Genomic DNA, 13,174 nt, shown 5'->3' with positions numbered 1-13,174 from the left:
ACCCGTGCCGGTGGTCGCGGAGTCGAGCTGAAGCGGCCCGGTCTTATTCCGCCGGTGGCGTGGCCGGGCGTGAATCGTGCGCCGCGGCACCGGCCGCATCGTCCTTCGGCAACACGCTGCCGCAATGCGGACAACAGCCGGCACGTGCATCGCCCGCGCGCTTGCGCTCGAGCGCCGACGCGACGAGTTCCGCGCCCATGATCCCCGTCGGAAACGCGATGATCCCGTAGCCGAGCAGGATCGCGCACGACGTGATCAGCCGGCCGAGCGGCGTGACGGGCGTGAGATCGCCGTAGCCGGTCGTGCTCATCGTCACCGCCGCCCAGTAGACGCCCACCGGAATGCTCGTGATCCCGTGCTCGGGCCCTTCGACGAGAAAGATCACCGTGCCGAGAATCACGACGAGCACGAACATCCCGCCGATGAACACGAAGATCTTGCGACGCGCGCGCGCGAGTGCGCGGATCAGCATCTGCCCTTCCTCGAGATAGATCGACAGCCCGAGAATGCGGAACACGCGCAGCAAGCGCAGCAGCCGCACGTCGATCAGCGCATGCAGGCCGGGGAAGAAGAACGCGAGATAGGTCGGCAGTACCGACACGAGATCGACGATGCCGAAGAAACTGCGCGCATACGCGGCGGGCCGCTTCGCGGTGAACAGACGCAGCAGGTATTCGGCCGAAAACAGCAGCGTGAACGCCCATTCGGCCGCGTAGAGCGTGCGGCCGTATTGCGCGTGCAGTTCCTGCACGCTGTCGGCCATCACGACGAGCACGCTCGCGACGATCAGCGCGAGTACCGCGACGTCGAGCTTGCGGATGAACGACGGACGATGCACGCATTGCCGCACGGCATCGCGTACCGTGTCGAAGGCGGTCGGATTCAGCGAATTCATGCGCCCGAGTGTACGGACGACGCGCCGCAGGGCCTATCGGACGTGTCTGATTCCGGCGCCGCCCAACCGGCCGCTCCGCGGGCGTTACTGCCCGAAGCGTTGCGCGATGGCGTCCTTCAGCCGCGCGGCGGTCAGCTCGCCCATGTGCGACTCGACGAGTTCGCCTCGCGCGTTGAAGAACAAGGTGGTCGGCAGCCCGCGCGAGCCGTACGCATGCATCGCATGCAGCGACGGATCGAGCAGCACGTGATCGAAGCGCAGGCCCTTTTGTTCGAGGAATGCGCGCACGACCTGCGCATTTTCGCCCTGGTTGAGCATCAGCACCGTGATGCCGGGATGGTCGCGCTGCGCCTGTTCGAGAATCGGCATTTCGCGCTGGCACGGCGGGCACCACGTCGCCCACAGGTTCACGACCACCGGCTTGCCGACGAAGCTTGCCGGCAACACGGGCGCGGCATCGAGCGCGCGGAGTTGCAGCGCGGCCAGCGGCGCGGCGCTCTGCTGCAACGTCGCCAGCGTGCCTTGCGCGATCCCCCACGCACCGAGGCCCGCGACGATGCCGGCCAGCACCGGTCGACGCAGCGCGGGCAGGCGGCGCAAGCGCCAGCCCGCGAACACCAGGGCGGTTGCAACACCGATACGCCAGTCGAAACCGCCGTCGCCGAGCGCGACGATCGAGCGCGGCGATGCCGCATAGTCCGGCCACCACTGCGCGACGTAGCCGGCGCGCGCGGCGATCAGCCCGAGCAGCAGCACGTCCAGGATCAGGCTCGAGGCGGTCTTGTGATGTCCGTCAGGCGGGCGCCGCTGGATGAAACGCGCGACGAGCCACGCCAGCAGCGCGGCGACGGCGACCGCGACGACGCGAATCGAGAAGGGACCGATGCTCAGCATGAAAGGGATGAGTGGAGGTGAACGAGCGGGGAAGGAGAAGGGATTGTCCGCCGCGGCGATGAAACCGTCGACGGTCATGCGGCGTTTCGACCGGTTGCCGCGCAACGCGGTTCCCTTCGAGAACGTAACGGCGTGTTGCGGATTCGGTGAACGCGCGTGGAGCAGGACCGTGACCGACATTCGGAAGGGCTGCGAATCAGACTGGTCTGATGGTCAGCGGAATACCGCTCGTCAACAATACGCATACCGGCGAGATGTGGTGTCCTCCGGTATCCCGAACAGGGATCTCTCCTTGACGGCCGCTCCTTTTGCGAGCGGCCGCTTTTTCAGCGCGGTGCATGCGGGCGTGAATGCCTTGTGGCGGTCGGTGGGCGCGGCCGCAATCCGGTTCATATCGGCTGGTTCAACGGAATAGGAACGCTGCCACATGCGAGCACAGGGCATTCACTCGCGCATTGCTTGACGCCCGGCTTGCGCTCGGCGCGGCCGTTCGTCGGCGGCGGCACGGGGATGCCGCGGTGGCTCGACGCGCCGCGCATCCGCGGCCCGTCGAGCGTCGAGTCTTACAGCTTCTTCGAAGCAGCCGGTGCCGCGTCAGCCTGCTGCGCGCCGGCCGCCGGTTCGAGCGTGGTCAGCGTCTTCTCGGTGAACTTCTCGTACAGCCAGTTCATGCGCGTATCGTCCATCCCGCCGGCGATGCCGCCGAGTGCATACGATGCCGACACCTTGAAACGGTCGATCGGGTGGTTGTCGGCGTCGAGCAGCGTCACGGTGCCGTCGACGTGATCGTTGCCGGCCATGAAACCGAACATGACGGCGGAGAAGCTCGAGCGCACGCGAATACTGTTGACTTCGACGTTCAGATGCATGGCATCGGTCGAATCCGCCTTTGCCAGCAGCTTGCGTGCATCCAGCGCGCTTTCGATTTTTTCCTGCAGTTTCTTCGCGTCGAACTTCAGGTTGTCTTTCAACGCTTCCTGCGCGGCATTGTCGAGCGTGACCTTCACGATCACGGGTTTCGTGCCGAATTTCGTCGTCGATGCGGTCACGGCGGCCCCGGCCGGATCGCTGGCGTCGCGTGTCACGCTGCTGGCGCAGCCCGACAGGAAGCCGATCGTCACGAATGCCAGCGCGGCGTGGCGGAAAAGAGATTTCATGATTTGGTCTTTTGATCTGGGTTATTTGAATTGGCTCTGTGGCCGGGCGGGAATTTAACACGGGGCGACCGGATTCAATTCGACGAATAGATCGAAAATCGAATCGGTGTTTATTCGTCGCGGTGTGAGTACGCCAATGAATGGCCGGGACAATGCACGGTGAGTGGTGAACGGCGATGGGGATTCGCCATTGCGTTTGCGAGGTCGTCTATTGACGAGCGATTACTGGCCGTTGCGGGATGCCGATTCGCCTAGCCGATACGCGGTGAAGAACTCGTACCACGGCGACCCTTCCGTAACCGGTACGCCGAGTGCCGACGTCCGCCGTTTCAGCGCGCCGAATACGTCGTTGATGAGTGCGATCCGCGCCGGGTCGCCAAACGGTACCGGTTGCGCCCGCCCCGCGGCGAACGTCCCGTACGCGATTGCCAGCAGGCGTGCCGGGTCATCGGTGCCCGCGATGGCTGCGTCGATCCTTTCGACGAGACGCGGCCGGTCTTCGGCGCGCGACCCGGACAGGCACAGGAACACGAGCGCCGACAGTTCATGCAGGTCCTTGACCTGCAGCAACGCCGGCAGCCGCGCGACGATCCGCTCGACCGGTTCGTCGCGCAGCGCATCGCCGAAGTCGAGCACGGCGGTCATCGGATTGCGGTCGGCATCCAGCCGATCGAGCGCAGGCACGCTGGCGGGCGCGGCTGCCGGTGCAGATCGCAGCGCGTCGGCCACCTGCTGCGTCCATGCCGGAAAGATCATCCTGACGTTGCCGAATTGCTCACCGCCTTCCGCCGCCGGATTCCACCGGTACACGATCGTGCCACCGTGAATGAACGGCGAATACAGGTGCTCGGGCGTTTGCGGCAGCGGCCGCCGGTTGATCGGCAGCCACGCGAGCGTCAGCCAGTCGTAATGGCCCGTCGCCGGCACGGCGGGGCTCGAACTCGCGACGACCTGCCACGTGCCGCGATTCGCGTAGCGGCGGCGCGCGTCGGGCACCGGGACGGTGCGGCCTTTCGCGGTGTCGAAAACCGTCGTGCCGGTGACGTTCTGCCCGCTGTCCTTTGCCGGCGTGATGGTCGAGATGACCCACGACGCGCCGTCCGCCGCACGGTAGTCGGACGGCTTCAGCGTCGCGACGTCGCGCACCATGCGCGTTTCCGCCGCGACGGCGCTCGGCGGGAGATCGGCGGGGGCGGCCAGGATGCTCGGCATGGATTTTCCTCGGAATCGGGTGCGCATCGTCGAACGGGGCGATGCGCGGCGGCACGGGTTGTTTGCCGTAACTGTAGGACGTCGCGGCCGGAAACGGAAACCGGCCGGATGGCCAATCCGCCCGCGCCGTTCGCCGCTTCGGCTTACCATGCGCATCCTGGGCAACGACGAATACCGGGCGGAAGCGGACATGACGAACACGAAAGCCATCACCGAACACTGGACGCAGGTGGCCGACCAATGGATCGGCTGGGCCGGCAAGCCGGGCCACGACGCATTCTGGAAATACCGCGCCGGGCTCGCGGCCTACATCGGCCGCGGCACCGGCACCGCCCTGGAGATCGGCTGCGGCGAGGGCCGCGTGAGCCGCGAGCTGAAGGCGCTCGGCTACGACGTGACCGCGAGCGACGCGGTGCCCGCGATGCTCGACGCCGCGCGTCATGCCGATTCCGCGCATCGCTATCAACTGGCCGACGCGGCGGCGCTGCCGTTCGACGATGCCAGCTTCGATCTCGTGATGGCGTACAACGTGCTGATGGACCTCGACGACATGCAGCGCGCGTTGCACGAGGCGCGCCGCGTGCTGAAGCCGGACGGGCTGCTGTTCATCTCGCTCGTGCATCCGTTTCGCGATCGCGGCGGCTTCGCGGGGCCGCAGCCCGACGCGCCGTTCGTGCTGAAGGGCAGCTATTTCGGGCGCGCGCATTTCGACGGCGTGGAAACGCGCGACGGGCTGTCGATGCACTTCGCGGGCTGGTCGCTGCCGCTGCAGGCGTACATGGAAGCGCTGGAAGCGGCGGGGCTCGCGATCGTGTCGCTACGCGAGCCGCCGCCCGATCACGCCGATACGGATCAACTGAAGCAATGGGCGCGCGTGCCGCTGTTTTTGTGGATCAAGGCGCGGCCGGTGGGGTGAGCGCGGGCGGTCAAGGTCGGGCGACGACGATGGGTTCGCCTGTCCGGATGAGAACATGAATTGACGCGTTGAACGGGTAGCCGTGGGGATGCAGAAACCGATGGAATGACGGATCTCGTATCCCCTGGGCTACTGTGGCTTGTCGACGTGAGACGGCCAGCATTCCGACACCCGTTTTCATCCCTTTCAGCGCGACAACTCCTTCCGGTAGAGCACGGCCCCCGGCTTTTCCGCGACGGTGTCGTACAGCCGCATCGCCGTGTGATTCGTCTCGTGCGTCTGCCAGTACACGCGTTCGGCGCGATGCGCACGCGCGGTGTTGTACACGGCCTCGATCAGCGCGCGGCCGACGCCCTGGCCGCGCTCGCTGTCGAGCGTGAACAGGTCCTGCAGGTAGCAGGTCGGTCCGGCCAGCGTCGTGCTGCGGTGATACAGGAAATGCACGAGCCCGACGAGCCGGCCTGCGCGTTCGGCGACGAGCGCATGCATCGGTTCGTAGGCGTCGAAGAAGCGCGACCACGTGAGCTGCGTGATGCGCATCGGCAGGGCCGTGTCGTCGAAACGGCCGTAGAAGCGGTTATAGCCGTCCCACAGCGGCAGCCACTGGTCGTAGTCGTCTTCCGTGACCGCGCGTACGGTCAGTCCGGTGTCGTCGGCATTCATGTTGGCGGGCCTTTCGATGAGAAGGGCGCGCGCGGCCGATCCGGCCGACGCGTCGCAGGTCTCCACGATAGGAAGTTCACGGCACCATGGGTAGGCCCAGGCCGGCGGCATTTCATGGTGCCACGGCCAACCCGCAAGCAGCCGCGCAACAGGATCATGACGACCCGGCAACACGTTCGGGATGCGCGGACGGGTTCGGCGCGGAGGCTTACCCGCGCAGCGGCGGGTTCAACCGCGCGAACGCCGCCTGCCGGCGATACGGGAAGTACGGATAAGGCGCTTCGACCGCACTCGCCGCATCGAGCTTCGCGACCTGCGCATCGGTCAGCGCCCAGCCGACCGCGCCGAGGTTCTGCCGCAACTGTTCCTCGTTGCGCGCGCCGACGATCACCGACGACACGGTCGGCCGCTGCAGCAGCCAGTTCAGCGCGATCTGCGGCACCGTCTTGCCGGTTTCCTCCGCGATCGCGTCGAGTGCATCGACCACGTCGTACAGGCGTGCGTCGTCGACCGGCGGCCCGTAGCTGGCCGTTTCATGCAGGCGGCTGCCTTCGGGCAGGGGCGCGTTGCGGCGGATCCTGCCGGTGAGCCGGCCCCAGCCGAGCGGGCTCCACACGAGTGCGCCGAGGCCCTGGTCGGCGCCGAGCGGCATCAGGTCCCATTCGTAGTCGCGGCCGACGAGCGAGTAGTAGACCTGGTTGGCGACATAGCGCGACCAGCCGTGCCGATCGGCCGCTGCGAGCGATTTCATGATCTGCCAGCCGGCGAAGTTCGAGGCGCCGATGTAGCGCAGCTTGCCCGCGCGCACGAGATCGTCGAGCGTCGACATCACTTCCTCGACCGGCGTGCCCGCATCGAATGCGTGCAGCTGCAGCAGGTCGATGTAGTCGGTGTCGAGGCGGCGCAGTGCGTCGTCGACGGCGCGCACGAGCCGCGCGCGCGACGTGCCTGCATCGTTCGGACCGTCGCCGGTCGGCAAGCCCGTTTTCGTCGAGATCAGCACCTGGTCGCGACGCCCCTTGATCGCCGCGCCGAGCACGCGCTCGGACGCGCCGTCCGAATACACGTCGGCCGTGTCGAACAGGTTGACGCCGGCTTCGAGGCAAATGTCGACGAGGCGGCGCGCTTCATCGACGCCCGTGTTGCCCCATGCGCCGAACAGCGGGCCGGTGCCGCCGAAGGTGCCTGCGCCGAAGCTCAGGACGGGAACCTTGAGGCCGGAACGGCCGAGCGTACGGTATTCCATCTGCGTTTCCTTTGGTCGGGTGAGCGAGCGGGGCCGCATGTCGATCGTCGGCCACTCAATGTATCGTTTGCGACTTTTCCTGATAATCCTGAAGATAGCGAAAATATCCTTCGGAAGAGGCGAACAATGCTGCTCGACAATCTCGCGCTGTTCCTGCGCATCGTGGAGAAGGGCGGGCTGGCCGCGGCGGGTCGCGAGGTCGGCCTGTCGCCGGCCACGGTGTCCGAGCGGCTGACGGCGCTCGAGCGCCACTACGGCGCGGCGTTGCTCACGCGCACGACGCGCGCGATCAGCCTGACCGACGAGGGCCGCACGCTCGTCGACGGCGCGCGGCGCCTGCTGGCCGAGGCCGACGAACTCGAAAGCCGCGTGCGGCTCGGCGTGCAGACATTGTCGGGGCCCGTGCGGCTGAGTGCGCCGGCCGATCTCGGGCGCGAGCGCGTGGTGCCCGTCGTCGATGCGTTTCTGGCCGAGCATCCAGGCGTGACGGTCGACCTGCATCTCGGCGACGGCTACGTCGATCTCGTCGGCCAGGGGCTCGATTTCGCGATCCGCCGCGGCACGCTTGCGGACAGTTCGCTGCGCAGCCGTTTGCTCGGCCGCGCGCGGCGCGTGGTGTGCGCGTCGCCTGCGTATCTCGCCGCGCACGGCACGCCGGTGCATCCGGACGAGCTCGCCGCTCACGACTGCATCGTGATGCGCTTCGGGCCGGACCTGTATGCCGAATGGCCGTTCAGCATCGATGGCGAACCGAAGCGCGTGATGGTGCGTGGCCGCCGCGTGGCCAACGACGGCGCGCTCGTGCGCGCGTGGTGCATCGCGGGGCATGGCGTTGCGCTGAAGTCGCTGGTCGACGTCGAACAGGATCTGGCGTCCGGCGCACTGGTCGAGGTGCTCGGTGCGTTCTCGCCGGGCGACGTCGATCTGCAGATCGTCTATCCGGGCAGCGCCGCGCAGCCGAGGCGCGTGCGTGCGTTGATCGACAGGCTGGCGCAGGCGCTGGCGACGACGTGACACGCGAGCGACGCGGTGCCCGCGATGCTCGACGCCGCGCGTCATGCCGATTCCGCGCATCGCTATCAACTGGCCGACGCGGCGGCGCTGCCGTTCGACGATGCCAGCTTCGATCTCGTGATGGCGTACAACGTGCTGATGGGCCTCGACGACATGCAGCGCGCGTTGCACGAGGCGCGCCGCGTGCTGAAGCCGGACGGGCTGCTGTTCATCTCGCTCGTGCATCCGTTCCGCGATCGCGGCGGCTTCGCGGGGCCGCAGCCCGATCACGCCGATACGGATCAACTGAGGCAATGGGCGCGTATGCCGCTGTTTCGGTGGATCAAGGCGCGGCCGGTCGGGGTGAACGTCCGACGTGGCACACCTGGCGCAACGGCCTTCCCGTCATCCGGCCCGGCTGTTTTCGGGCGGCGGACCGACCGGTCCGCGGATCGGTGGCGTCGTATTCAGCTTCTCCGACAGCATCCGCTCGTACACGCCGAAGTGCAGGTCGACCTCCTTCTGCGTGACGGGGGTGACCGTGATGTTGATCTGCTCGGGCAGCAGGCCCAGCACGACCGCCACCGCCGCTTCAAGTTGCGGTGCACAAACCTGGTCCTCCGCCATCGTCGTGCCGACCAGCACGTCGTAGGTCCGCTCCTGCCGGCAGACGACTTCGACGAGCCGCGCCCGCGCGCTCATGTTGTGGTCGATCGCGAGCCGGACGACCTCGGTCACGGTGCGCATCGTTTCGGTCGGAAAGCCTTTCGTCGAGCGCAGCCGGACGCGATGCCTGCCCAGCGTGAGCCAGTCCGTGTCGAATTCCATGACGTTCTCCGCATGCAGTTCCGGGTCGCTGCGATGATAGGTTCCAGCACCGGAATTTCAAGTGCGAAAATCCGCCGGCCCGGCTTGAAATTTTCCGCGGAGTGCCTATCTTGATTTTCGCTTAGGCAGACGCGCGAGTGACCTCATCCCGCGCGCTGCGTGTTTCGATTTGTTTGCCGGCAGTCCGGCAGGCGAACTGGAGCGCGTAGGCCCGTTCGCCTCCCGGCTGCACTCGAGGAGGATACGATCATGAGCGATCTTTACTTCGGAACCGACTTCTTCGGCGAGTTGGACCGCCTGCAGCAGCAGATGGCGCAACGCTTCGGCGGCTTCCCGTCCAGCATCCGCGCCGGCCGGTCCGGCACGTTTCCGCAGATCAACATCGGCGCGACCGACGAGTCGATCGAGATCGTCGCGTTCGCGCCGGGAATCGATGCCAACGAACTCGATGTGTCGATCGACAAGGGACTGCTGATCATCAGCGGCGAGCGGCGGTCGACCCAACCCGACACGGGAAGCGAGACGCGCACCTATGCGCAGGAGCGCTTTGCCGGCACCTTTCGGCGCGTCATCGAGTTGCCCGACACGGCCGATCCCGACAAGGTCCAGGCGCGCTACGACAACGGCTGCCTGTCGATCAGCGTCGGCAAGCGCGAGTCGTCGAGGCCGCGCGCCATCTCTGTCCAGTAACGCAAGGAGGCGATCATGAACGACACGACCCAACTGGCTGAACGCGACCCGTCCGCCCTCACGCGTCGCGCCACGGAACAGCCCGCGCGCCGGATCACCCTCACGCCGGCCGTCGACATATACGAGGACAGCCAGGGCATCACCCTGTGGGCGGATCTGCCCGGCGTGACGAAGGACAAGCTGGACGTCAAGGTTCACGACGGCAGCCTCTCGATCGAGGCCGAGGCGGCGGTGCCGACGCCCGCCCAACTGCGCCTGCAGCATGCGGAGGTCCGGGAGCCGCACTTCGCCCGGACGTTCACGCTGTCGCCGGACTTCGACACGTCGAAGATCGAGGCGAGCCTCCGGGACGGCGTGTTGAAACTGACCCTCCCACGTCGCGACGAGGCGCGCCCGCGGCGCATCGAAGTCAAGACCGGTTGACCTTCGGCAACGGCAAATCGGGAGCCTGGGCGGCCGCGACCGTGCGGCCGCCCGTCGCGAACCGGACGCAGGGGGCACCGGCGTCCGCTGTCACGCGGCAATCCCGGGAAAGGACATCATCGGAGGACGCCATGAATACCGATCCGAAAAAATGGAACCCGTTCAAGTTCCTGCGCGGCGCGGCCCGCAAGTCCGACGGGGACGGCCCGGAAAACCCGCAAACGAGCGAACCGTGGCAGGCCTCGTGGCCCGACATTCCGCGACTGCTCTCGCGGGAGCCGTGGCGTGTCGTGGAGACGTTCCTTCATGACCCGTTCGCCGGCCGTGGCGCGCTCGAACGATGGTTCGGCGACTTCAGTTCGTCGCGCTTCCAGCCGCGCATCGACGTCGTCGATGAAGGACCGGTGCTTCGCGTGACCGCCGAACTGCCCGGAATGGCGCGCGAGGATCTGAAGGTGAGCGTCGAGGACGGCGCGATCGTGCTGCGCGGAGAGAAAAAGCAGGACGTGCGCAGCGAGGAAAACGGCTGTTACCGGCTGGAGCGTGCCCATGGAAGCTTCGTGCGCACGATCCCGATGCCGGAAAACGCCGACCCCGACCGTACCTTGGCGAAGTTCGACAACGGTGTGCTGACGCTGACCGTGCCGAAATCCGAGCCGGCGCGGACCCTGAGTCGCACGATCGAGATCCACTAGGCCAGACCGGCAACGTGCCGGGGCGGCGGCCGGATACCGGGCGCGCCGGGCGGTTGGCGCAGGCCGCGGCGCGGCCGGTTTTTTGTCCGCCGGTCAGGAGTGACGCACGGGCGTGAAGCCGGCGACGCTCGACGCATGTCTCACGGCATCGTCCTTCGGCCCCGGTGCGATCTCGCACCAGAATTCCTGATGACGGGCACCGAGCCGACGGGCCGCCTCGTAGCGGTGAAAGTGACTGGCGAGCCAGAACCGGCAGCCGTCGAAGAACACTTTCATCGCCGGCCGTGCCGCGCGCATGGCGCCCAGCCGGATCGCGGTTTTCGCTTCTTCCAGCGCTTCGACGTCGCTTGACGCGTTGCCGAGAAGCGCGTCATCGACTGCCAGTTGCAAGAACGTCAGGTAGTCCCGCCCGAGCACGCCGGCAGGCAGCCCCATCGACGAGCGGACGGACGAACGAGGTTCGCTGGGCATGGTGATGTCCGATTCAGCGGGATGGCAGGACGATCGAGGCGCGCGCCTGTGACGCCGCAGCCTCGGCTCCGGCCCGATGGGCCGGTCGAGTTCATTCGCCGGCCATGAGATGCCGGATGACCAGCGCCGGGTCGGCGATATCCAGAATCAGGCGGCGAAGGATGCGCCTGCGCATGTGCTCTTCGTCGAGGCTCCAGGGCTCGCCCTGTTTGCCGAGATAGCGCGCGAGCGCGTCCCGGTTGTCCGTGCCCGCGGGCAGGTTCAGCCGGGCGGCCAGCAGTCCGGCCACGACGTCGTCGAGTTCGATGTCGAGCCGTTTCGAGTCGATGCAGAGTTCGAGTTTCATGTCGGTCGCCGGAAAAAAAGCGGCGCCGCGTGAATGGCAGCGTGCGGCGCCGAACGAATGGCGCCGGCCGCGACTGTTGGCCGGCGCGTGCACGACCCGCTGCCGGGTCAGTACTCGAGTTCCGGTGCGGCGGCTTGCACCGGCTTTTCGTCCTTCGGGGCGTCGGCGACCGTTGCATCCGTCGTCAGGATCAGCCCCGCGATCGACGCGGCGTTCTGCAGCGCCGTACGCGTGACCTTGGTCGGGTCGACCACGCCTGCCTCGACGAGATCGCCGTACTCGCCGGTCGCCGCGTTGTAGCCGAAGTTGCCCTTGCCCTCGAGCACCTTCGCGATCACGACCGACGGTTCGTCGCCCGCGTTCGACACGATCACGCGCAGCGGTGCCTCGAGCGCGCGCAGCACGATCCGGATGCCGGCATCCTGATCGGCGTTCGCGCCCTTGAGGTCCGACAGCGCCGCGCGTGCGCGCAGCAGCGCGACCCCGCCGCCGGGCACGATCCCTTCTTCGACCGCCGCGCGCGTCGCATGCAGCGCATCGTCGACACGGTCCTTCTTTTCCTTCATTTCGACTTCGGTGACCGCGCCGACCTTGATCACGGCGACGCCACCCGCGAGCTTCGCCACGCGCTCCTGCAGCTTCTCGCGATCGTAGTCGCTCGTCGCTTCGTCGATCTGCACGCGGATCGACTTCACGCGCGCATCGATGCGCGCCGCGTCGCCCGCGCCGTCGATGATGATCGTGTCGTCCTTGCGCACCTCGACGCGCTTCGCGCGGCCGAGATCGTCGAGCGTGGCCTTGTCGAGCTGCTTGCCGGTTTCGTCGGAGATGACCGTCGCGCCGGTCAGGATCGCGATGTCCTCGAGCATGGCCTTGCGCCGGTCGCCGAAGCCCGGCGCCTTGACGGCGGCGACCTTCAGGATGCCGCGCATCGCATTCACGACGAGCGTCGCGAGCGCTTCGGCCTCGACATCTTCCGCGACGATCAGCAGCGGCTTGCCGGCCTTCGATGCGGCCTCGAGAATCGGCAGCAGATCGCGAATGCTCGAGATTTTCTTGTCGTGCAGCAGGATCAGCGCGTCGTCGAGATAGGCGGCCTGCTTGTCCGGATCGTTGATGAAGTACGGGCTGACATAGCCGCGATCGAACTGCATGCCTTCGACCACGTCGAGCTCGTTGTCGAGCGACTTGCCGTCCTCGACCGTGATCACGCCTTCCTTGCCGACCTTCTCCATCGCGTCGGCGATGATCTTGCCGATCGCCTCGTCCGCGTTCGCGGAAATGGCGCCGACCTGCGCGATTTCCTTGTGGGTCGAGATCGGCCTCGACAGCGTGCGCAGCTCGTCGAGCACCGCGCCGACGGCCTTGTCGATGCCGCGCTTCAGGTCCATCGGATTCAGGCCGGCCGCGACATGCTTCATGCCTTCCTGCACGATGGCCTGCGCGAGCACGGTGGCGGTCGTCGTGCCGTCGCCGGCCACGTCGGCGGTTTTCGACGCGACCTGCTTGACGATCTGCGCGCCCATGTTCTCGAAGCGCTCCTTCAGCTCGATTTCCTTCGCGACCGACACGCCGTCCTTGGTGATCACGGGCGCGCCGAAGCTGCGCTCGATCACCACGTTGCGGCCCTTCGGACCGAGCGTCACCTTCACCGCATCGGCCAGCACGTTCACGCCCTTGACGATGCGGTTACGCGCGCCGTCGCTGAATTTCACGTCTTTTGCAGCCATTTTGATTGCTCCGGA

At 66.9% G+C, this 13,174-nt stretch carries 16 protein-coding genes and 1 pseudogene; 7 read left to right on the top strand and 10 right to left on the bottom strand.

Annotated features, from left to right (window positions below):
- Positions 1-43: 43 nt before the first annotated feature.
- Both AC0KUR_RS04800 and AC0KUR_RS04795 read right to left on the bottom strand, forming a co-directional pair.
- On the bottom strand, positions 44-895 hold the full coding sequence (locus AC0KUR_RS04800) for an ion transporter (RefSeq protein WP_034189611.1): 852 nt from the start codon (positions 893-895) through the stop codon (positions 44-46).
- Between the two features lie 84 nt (positions 896-979).
- Positions 980-1,789 (bottom strand): TlpA family protein disulfide reductase, encoded by an 810-nt coding sequence (locus AC0KUR_RS04795; protein ID WP_124610188.1) that lies wholly within the window; start codon positions 1,787-1,789, stop codon positions 980-982.
- Here AC0KUR_RS04795 and AC0KUR_RS04790 point away from each other — a divergent pair.
- Positions 1,779-2,204 carry a hypothetical protein gene (locus tag AC0KUR_RS04790; protein WP_124610187.1) on the top strand — a complete coding sequence of 142 codons (426 nt, stop codon included), beginning with the start codon at positions 1,779-1,781 and terminating at the stop codon, positions 2,202-2,204. The two genes, AC0KUR_RS04795 and AC0KUR_RS04790, sit on opposite strands and share 11 nt — an antisense overlap.
- A 148-nt stretch (positions 2,205-2,352) precedes the next feature.
- Here the strand turns inward: AC0KUR_RS04790 and AC0KUR_RS04785 are convergent, their stop codons facing one another.
- Complete coding sequence (locus AC0KUR_RS04785) at positions 2,353-2,946, bottom strand: DUF4410 domain-containing protein (RefSeq protein ID WP_034189610.1); 594 nt, start codon at positions 2,944-2,946, stop codon at positions 2,353-2,355.
- A gap of 222 nt (positions 2,947-3,168) precedes the next feature.
- Positions 3,169-4,158, bottom strand: a complete 990-nt coding sequence (locus AC0KUR_RS04780) for a hypothetical protein (protein ID WP_473375451.1) — start codon at positions 4,156-4,158, stop codon at positions 3,169-3,171.
- Positions 4,159-4,348: 190 nt separating this feature from the next.
- Between AC0KUR_RS04780 and AC0KUR_RS04775 the strand changes: the two genes are divergently transcribed.
- Positions 4,349-5,074, top strand: coding sequence for a class I SAM-dependent methyltransferase (locus tag AC0KUR_RS04775; protein WP_059560115.1), 726 nt, complete (start codon positions 4,349-4,351; stop codon positions 5,072-5,074).
- A gap of 186 nt (positions 5,075-5,260) precedes the next feature.
- Here AC0KUR_RS04775 and AC0KUR_RS04770 read toward each other — a convergent pair whose 3' ends face one another.
- Positions 5,261-5,737 (bottom strand): GNAT family N-acetyltransferase, encoded by a 477-nt coding sequence (locus tag AC0KUR_RS04770; RefSeq protein ID WP_473375450.1) that lies wholly within the window; start codon positions 5,735-5,737, stop codon positions 5,261-5,263.
- Positions 5,738-5,945: 208 nt separating this feature from the next.
- Complete coding sequence (locus AC0KUR_RS04765) at positions 5,946-6,983, bottom strand: aldo/keto reductase (RefSeq protein ID WP_124670189.1); 1,038 nt, start codon at positions 6,981-6,983, stop codon at positions 5,946-5,948.
- 126 nt (positions 6,984-7,109) lie between these two features.
- Here AC0KUR_RS04765 and AC0KUR_RS04760 point away from each other — a divergent pair, with 126 nt between their 5' ends.
- Positions 7,110-7,997, top strand: coding sequence for a LysR family transcriptional regulator (locus AC0KUR_RS04760; RefSeq protein ID WP_034191147.1), 888 nt, complete (start codon positions 7,110-7,112; stop codon positions 7,995-7,997).
- Between the two features lie 3 nt (positions 7,998-8,000).
- A pseudogene (locus AC0KUR_RS04755) lies at positions 8,001-8,336 on the top strand (class I SAM-dependent methyltransferase); the annotation flags it as partial.
- A gap of 45 nt (positions 8,337-8,381) precedes the next feature.
- Here the strand turns inward: AC0KUR_RS04755 and AC0KUR_RS04750 are convergent.
- Positions 8,382-8,804: a hypothetical protein gene (locus AC0KUR_RS04750; RefSeq protein WP_473375449.1), complete on the bottom strand. Its 423-nt coding sequence runs from the start codon at positions 8,802-8,804 to the stop codon at positions 8,382-8,384.
- 249 nt (positions 8,805-9,053) lie between these two features.
- On the opposite strand from AC0KUR_RS04750, the gene AC0KUR_RS04745 reads away from it, so the two are divergent.
- From AC0KUR_RS04745 to AC0KUR_RS04735, 3 genes are all read left to right on the top strand, one after another.
- Positions 9,054-9,494, top strand: a complete 441-nt coding sequence (locus AC0KUR_RS04745; protein ID WP_473375448.1) for an Hsp20/alpha crystallin family protein — start codon at positions 9,054-9,056, stop codon at positions 9,492-9,494.
- A gap of 15 nt (positions 9,495-9,509) precedes the next feature.
- Complete coding sequence (locus AC0KUR_RS04740; RefSeq protein WP_069704381.1) at positions 9,510-9,917, top strand: Hsp20/alpha crystallin family protein; 408 nt, start codon at positions 9,510-9,512, stop codon at positions 9,915-9,917.
- Positions 9,918-10,048: 131 nt separating this feature from the next.
- Positions 10,049-10,612 carry an Hsp20/alpha crystallin family protein gene (locus AC0KUR_RS04735; RefSeq protein ID WP_034188577.1) on the top strand — a complete coding sequence of 188 codons (564 nt, stop codon included), beginning with the start codon at positions 10,049-10,051 and terminating at the stop codon, positions 10,610-10,612.
- Between the two features lie 93 nt (positions 10,613-10,705).
- Here the strand turns inward: AC0KUR_RS04735 and AC0KUR_RS04730 are convergent, their stop codons facing one another.
- From AC0KUR_RS04730 to groL, 3 genes are all read right to left on the bottom strand, one after another.
- The gene (locus tag AC0KUR_RS04730; protein ID WP_034188576.1) at positions 10,706-11,047 is read right to left on the bottom strand and encodes a hypothetical protein; all 342 of its coding nucleotides are present in this window, start codon (positions 11,045-11,047) and stop codon (positions 10,706-10,708) included.
- A 127-nt stretch (positions 11,048-11,174) separates the two neighbouring features.
- Complete coding sequence (locus AC0KUR_RS04725) at positions 11,175-11,429, bottom strand: hypothetical protein (RefSeq protein WP_034188622.1); 255 nt, start codon at positions 11,427-11,429, stop codon at positions 11,175-11,177.
- A 107-nt stretch (positions 11,430-11,536) separates the two neighbouring features.
- Positions 11,537-13,159: a chaperonin GroEL gene (gene groL, locus AC0KUR_RS04720; RefSeq protein ID WP_059560015.1), complete on the bottom strand. Its 1,623-nt coding sequence runs from the start codon at positions 13,157-13,159 to the stop codon at positions 11,537-11,539.
- Positions 13,160-13,174: the final 15 nt, after the last annotated feature.

It is taken from the genome of Burkholderia sp. YHN3-13, from assembly GCF_055810675.1.
Note: the sequence above shows the minus strand (reverse complement) of the source record. Positions and strands in the feature narration are given on the sequence as shown.

Bases quoted from the DNA above. Each gene is read 5' to 3' on its own strand.
- AC0KUR_RS04800 (WP_034189611.1), bottom strand. From the start codon at position 895: ATGAATTCGCTGAATCCGACCGCCTTCGACACGGTACGCGATGCCGTG.
- AC0KUR_RS04790 (WP_124610187.1), top strand. From the start codon at position 1,779: ATGCTCAGCATGAAAGGGATGAGTGGAGGTGAACGAGCGGGGAAGGAG.
- AC0KUR_RS04795 (WP_124610188.1), bottom strand. From the start codon at position 1,789: ATGCTGAGCATCGGTCCCTTCTCGATTCGCGTCGTCGCGGTCGCCGTC.
- AC0KUR_RS04785 (WP_034189610.1), bottom strand. From the start codon at position 2,946: ATGAAATCTCTTTTCCGCCACGCCGCGCTGGCATTCGTGACGATCGGC.
- AC0KUR_RS04780 (WP_473375451.1), bottom strand. From the start codon at position 4,158: ATGCCGAGCATCCTGGCCGCCCCCGCCGATCTCCCGCCGAGCGCCGTC.
- AC0KUR_RS04775 (WP_059560115.1), top strand. From the start codon at position 4,349: ATGACGAACACGAAAGCCATCACCGAACACTGGACGCAGGTGGCCGAC.
- AC0KUR_RS04770 (WP_473375450.1), bottom strand. From the start codon at position 5,737: ATGAATGCCGACGACACCGGACTGACCGTACGCGCGGTCACGGAAGAC.
- AC0KUR_RS04765 (WP_124670189.1), bottom strand. From the start codon at position 6,983: ATGGAATACCGTACGCTCGGCCGTTCCGGCCTCAAGGTTCCCGTCCTG.
- AC0KUR_RS04760 (WP_034191147.1), top strand. From the start codon at position 7,110: ATGCTGCTCGACAATCTCGCGCTGTTCCTGCGCATCGTGGAGAAGGGC.
- AC0KUR_RS04750 (WP_473375449.1), bottom strand. From the start codon at position 8,804: ATGGAATTCGACACGGACTGGCTCACGCTGGGCAGGCATCGCGTCCGG.
- AC0KUR_RS04745 (WP_473375448.1), top strand. From the start codon at position 9,054: ATGAGCGATCTTTACTTCGGAACCGACTTCTTCGGCGAGTTGGACCGC.
- AC0KUR_RS04740 (WP_069704381.1), top strand. From the start codon at position 9,510: ATGAACGACACGACCCAACTGGCTGAACGCGACCCGTCCGCCCTCACG.
- AC0KUR_RS04735 (WP_034188577.1), top strand. From the start codon at position 10,049: ATGAATACCGATCCGAAAAAATGGAACCCGTTCAAGTTCCTGCGCGGC.
- AC0KUR_RS04730 (WP_034188576.1), bottom strand. From the start codon at position 11,047: ATGGGGCTGCCTGCCGGCGTGCTCGGGCGGGACTACCTGACGTTCTTG.
- AC0KUR_RS04725 (WP_034188622.1), bottom strand. From the start codon at position 11,429: ATGAAACTCGAACTCTGCATCGACTCGAAACGGCTCGACATCGAACTC.
- groL (WP_059560015.1), bottom strand. From the start codon at position 13,159: ATGGCTGCAAAAGACGTGAAATTCAGCGACGGCGCGCGTAACCGCATC.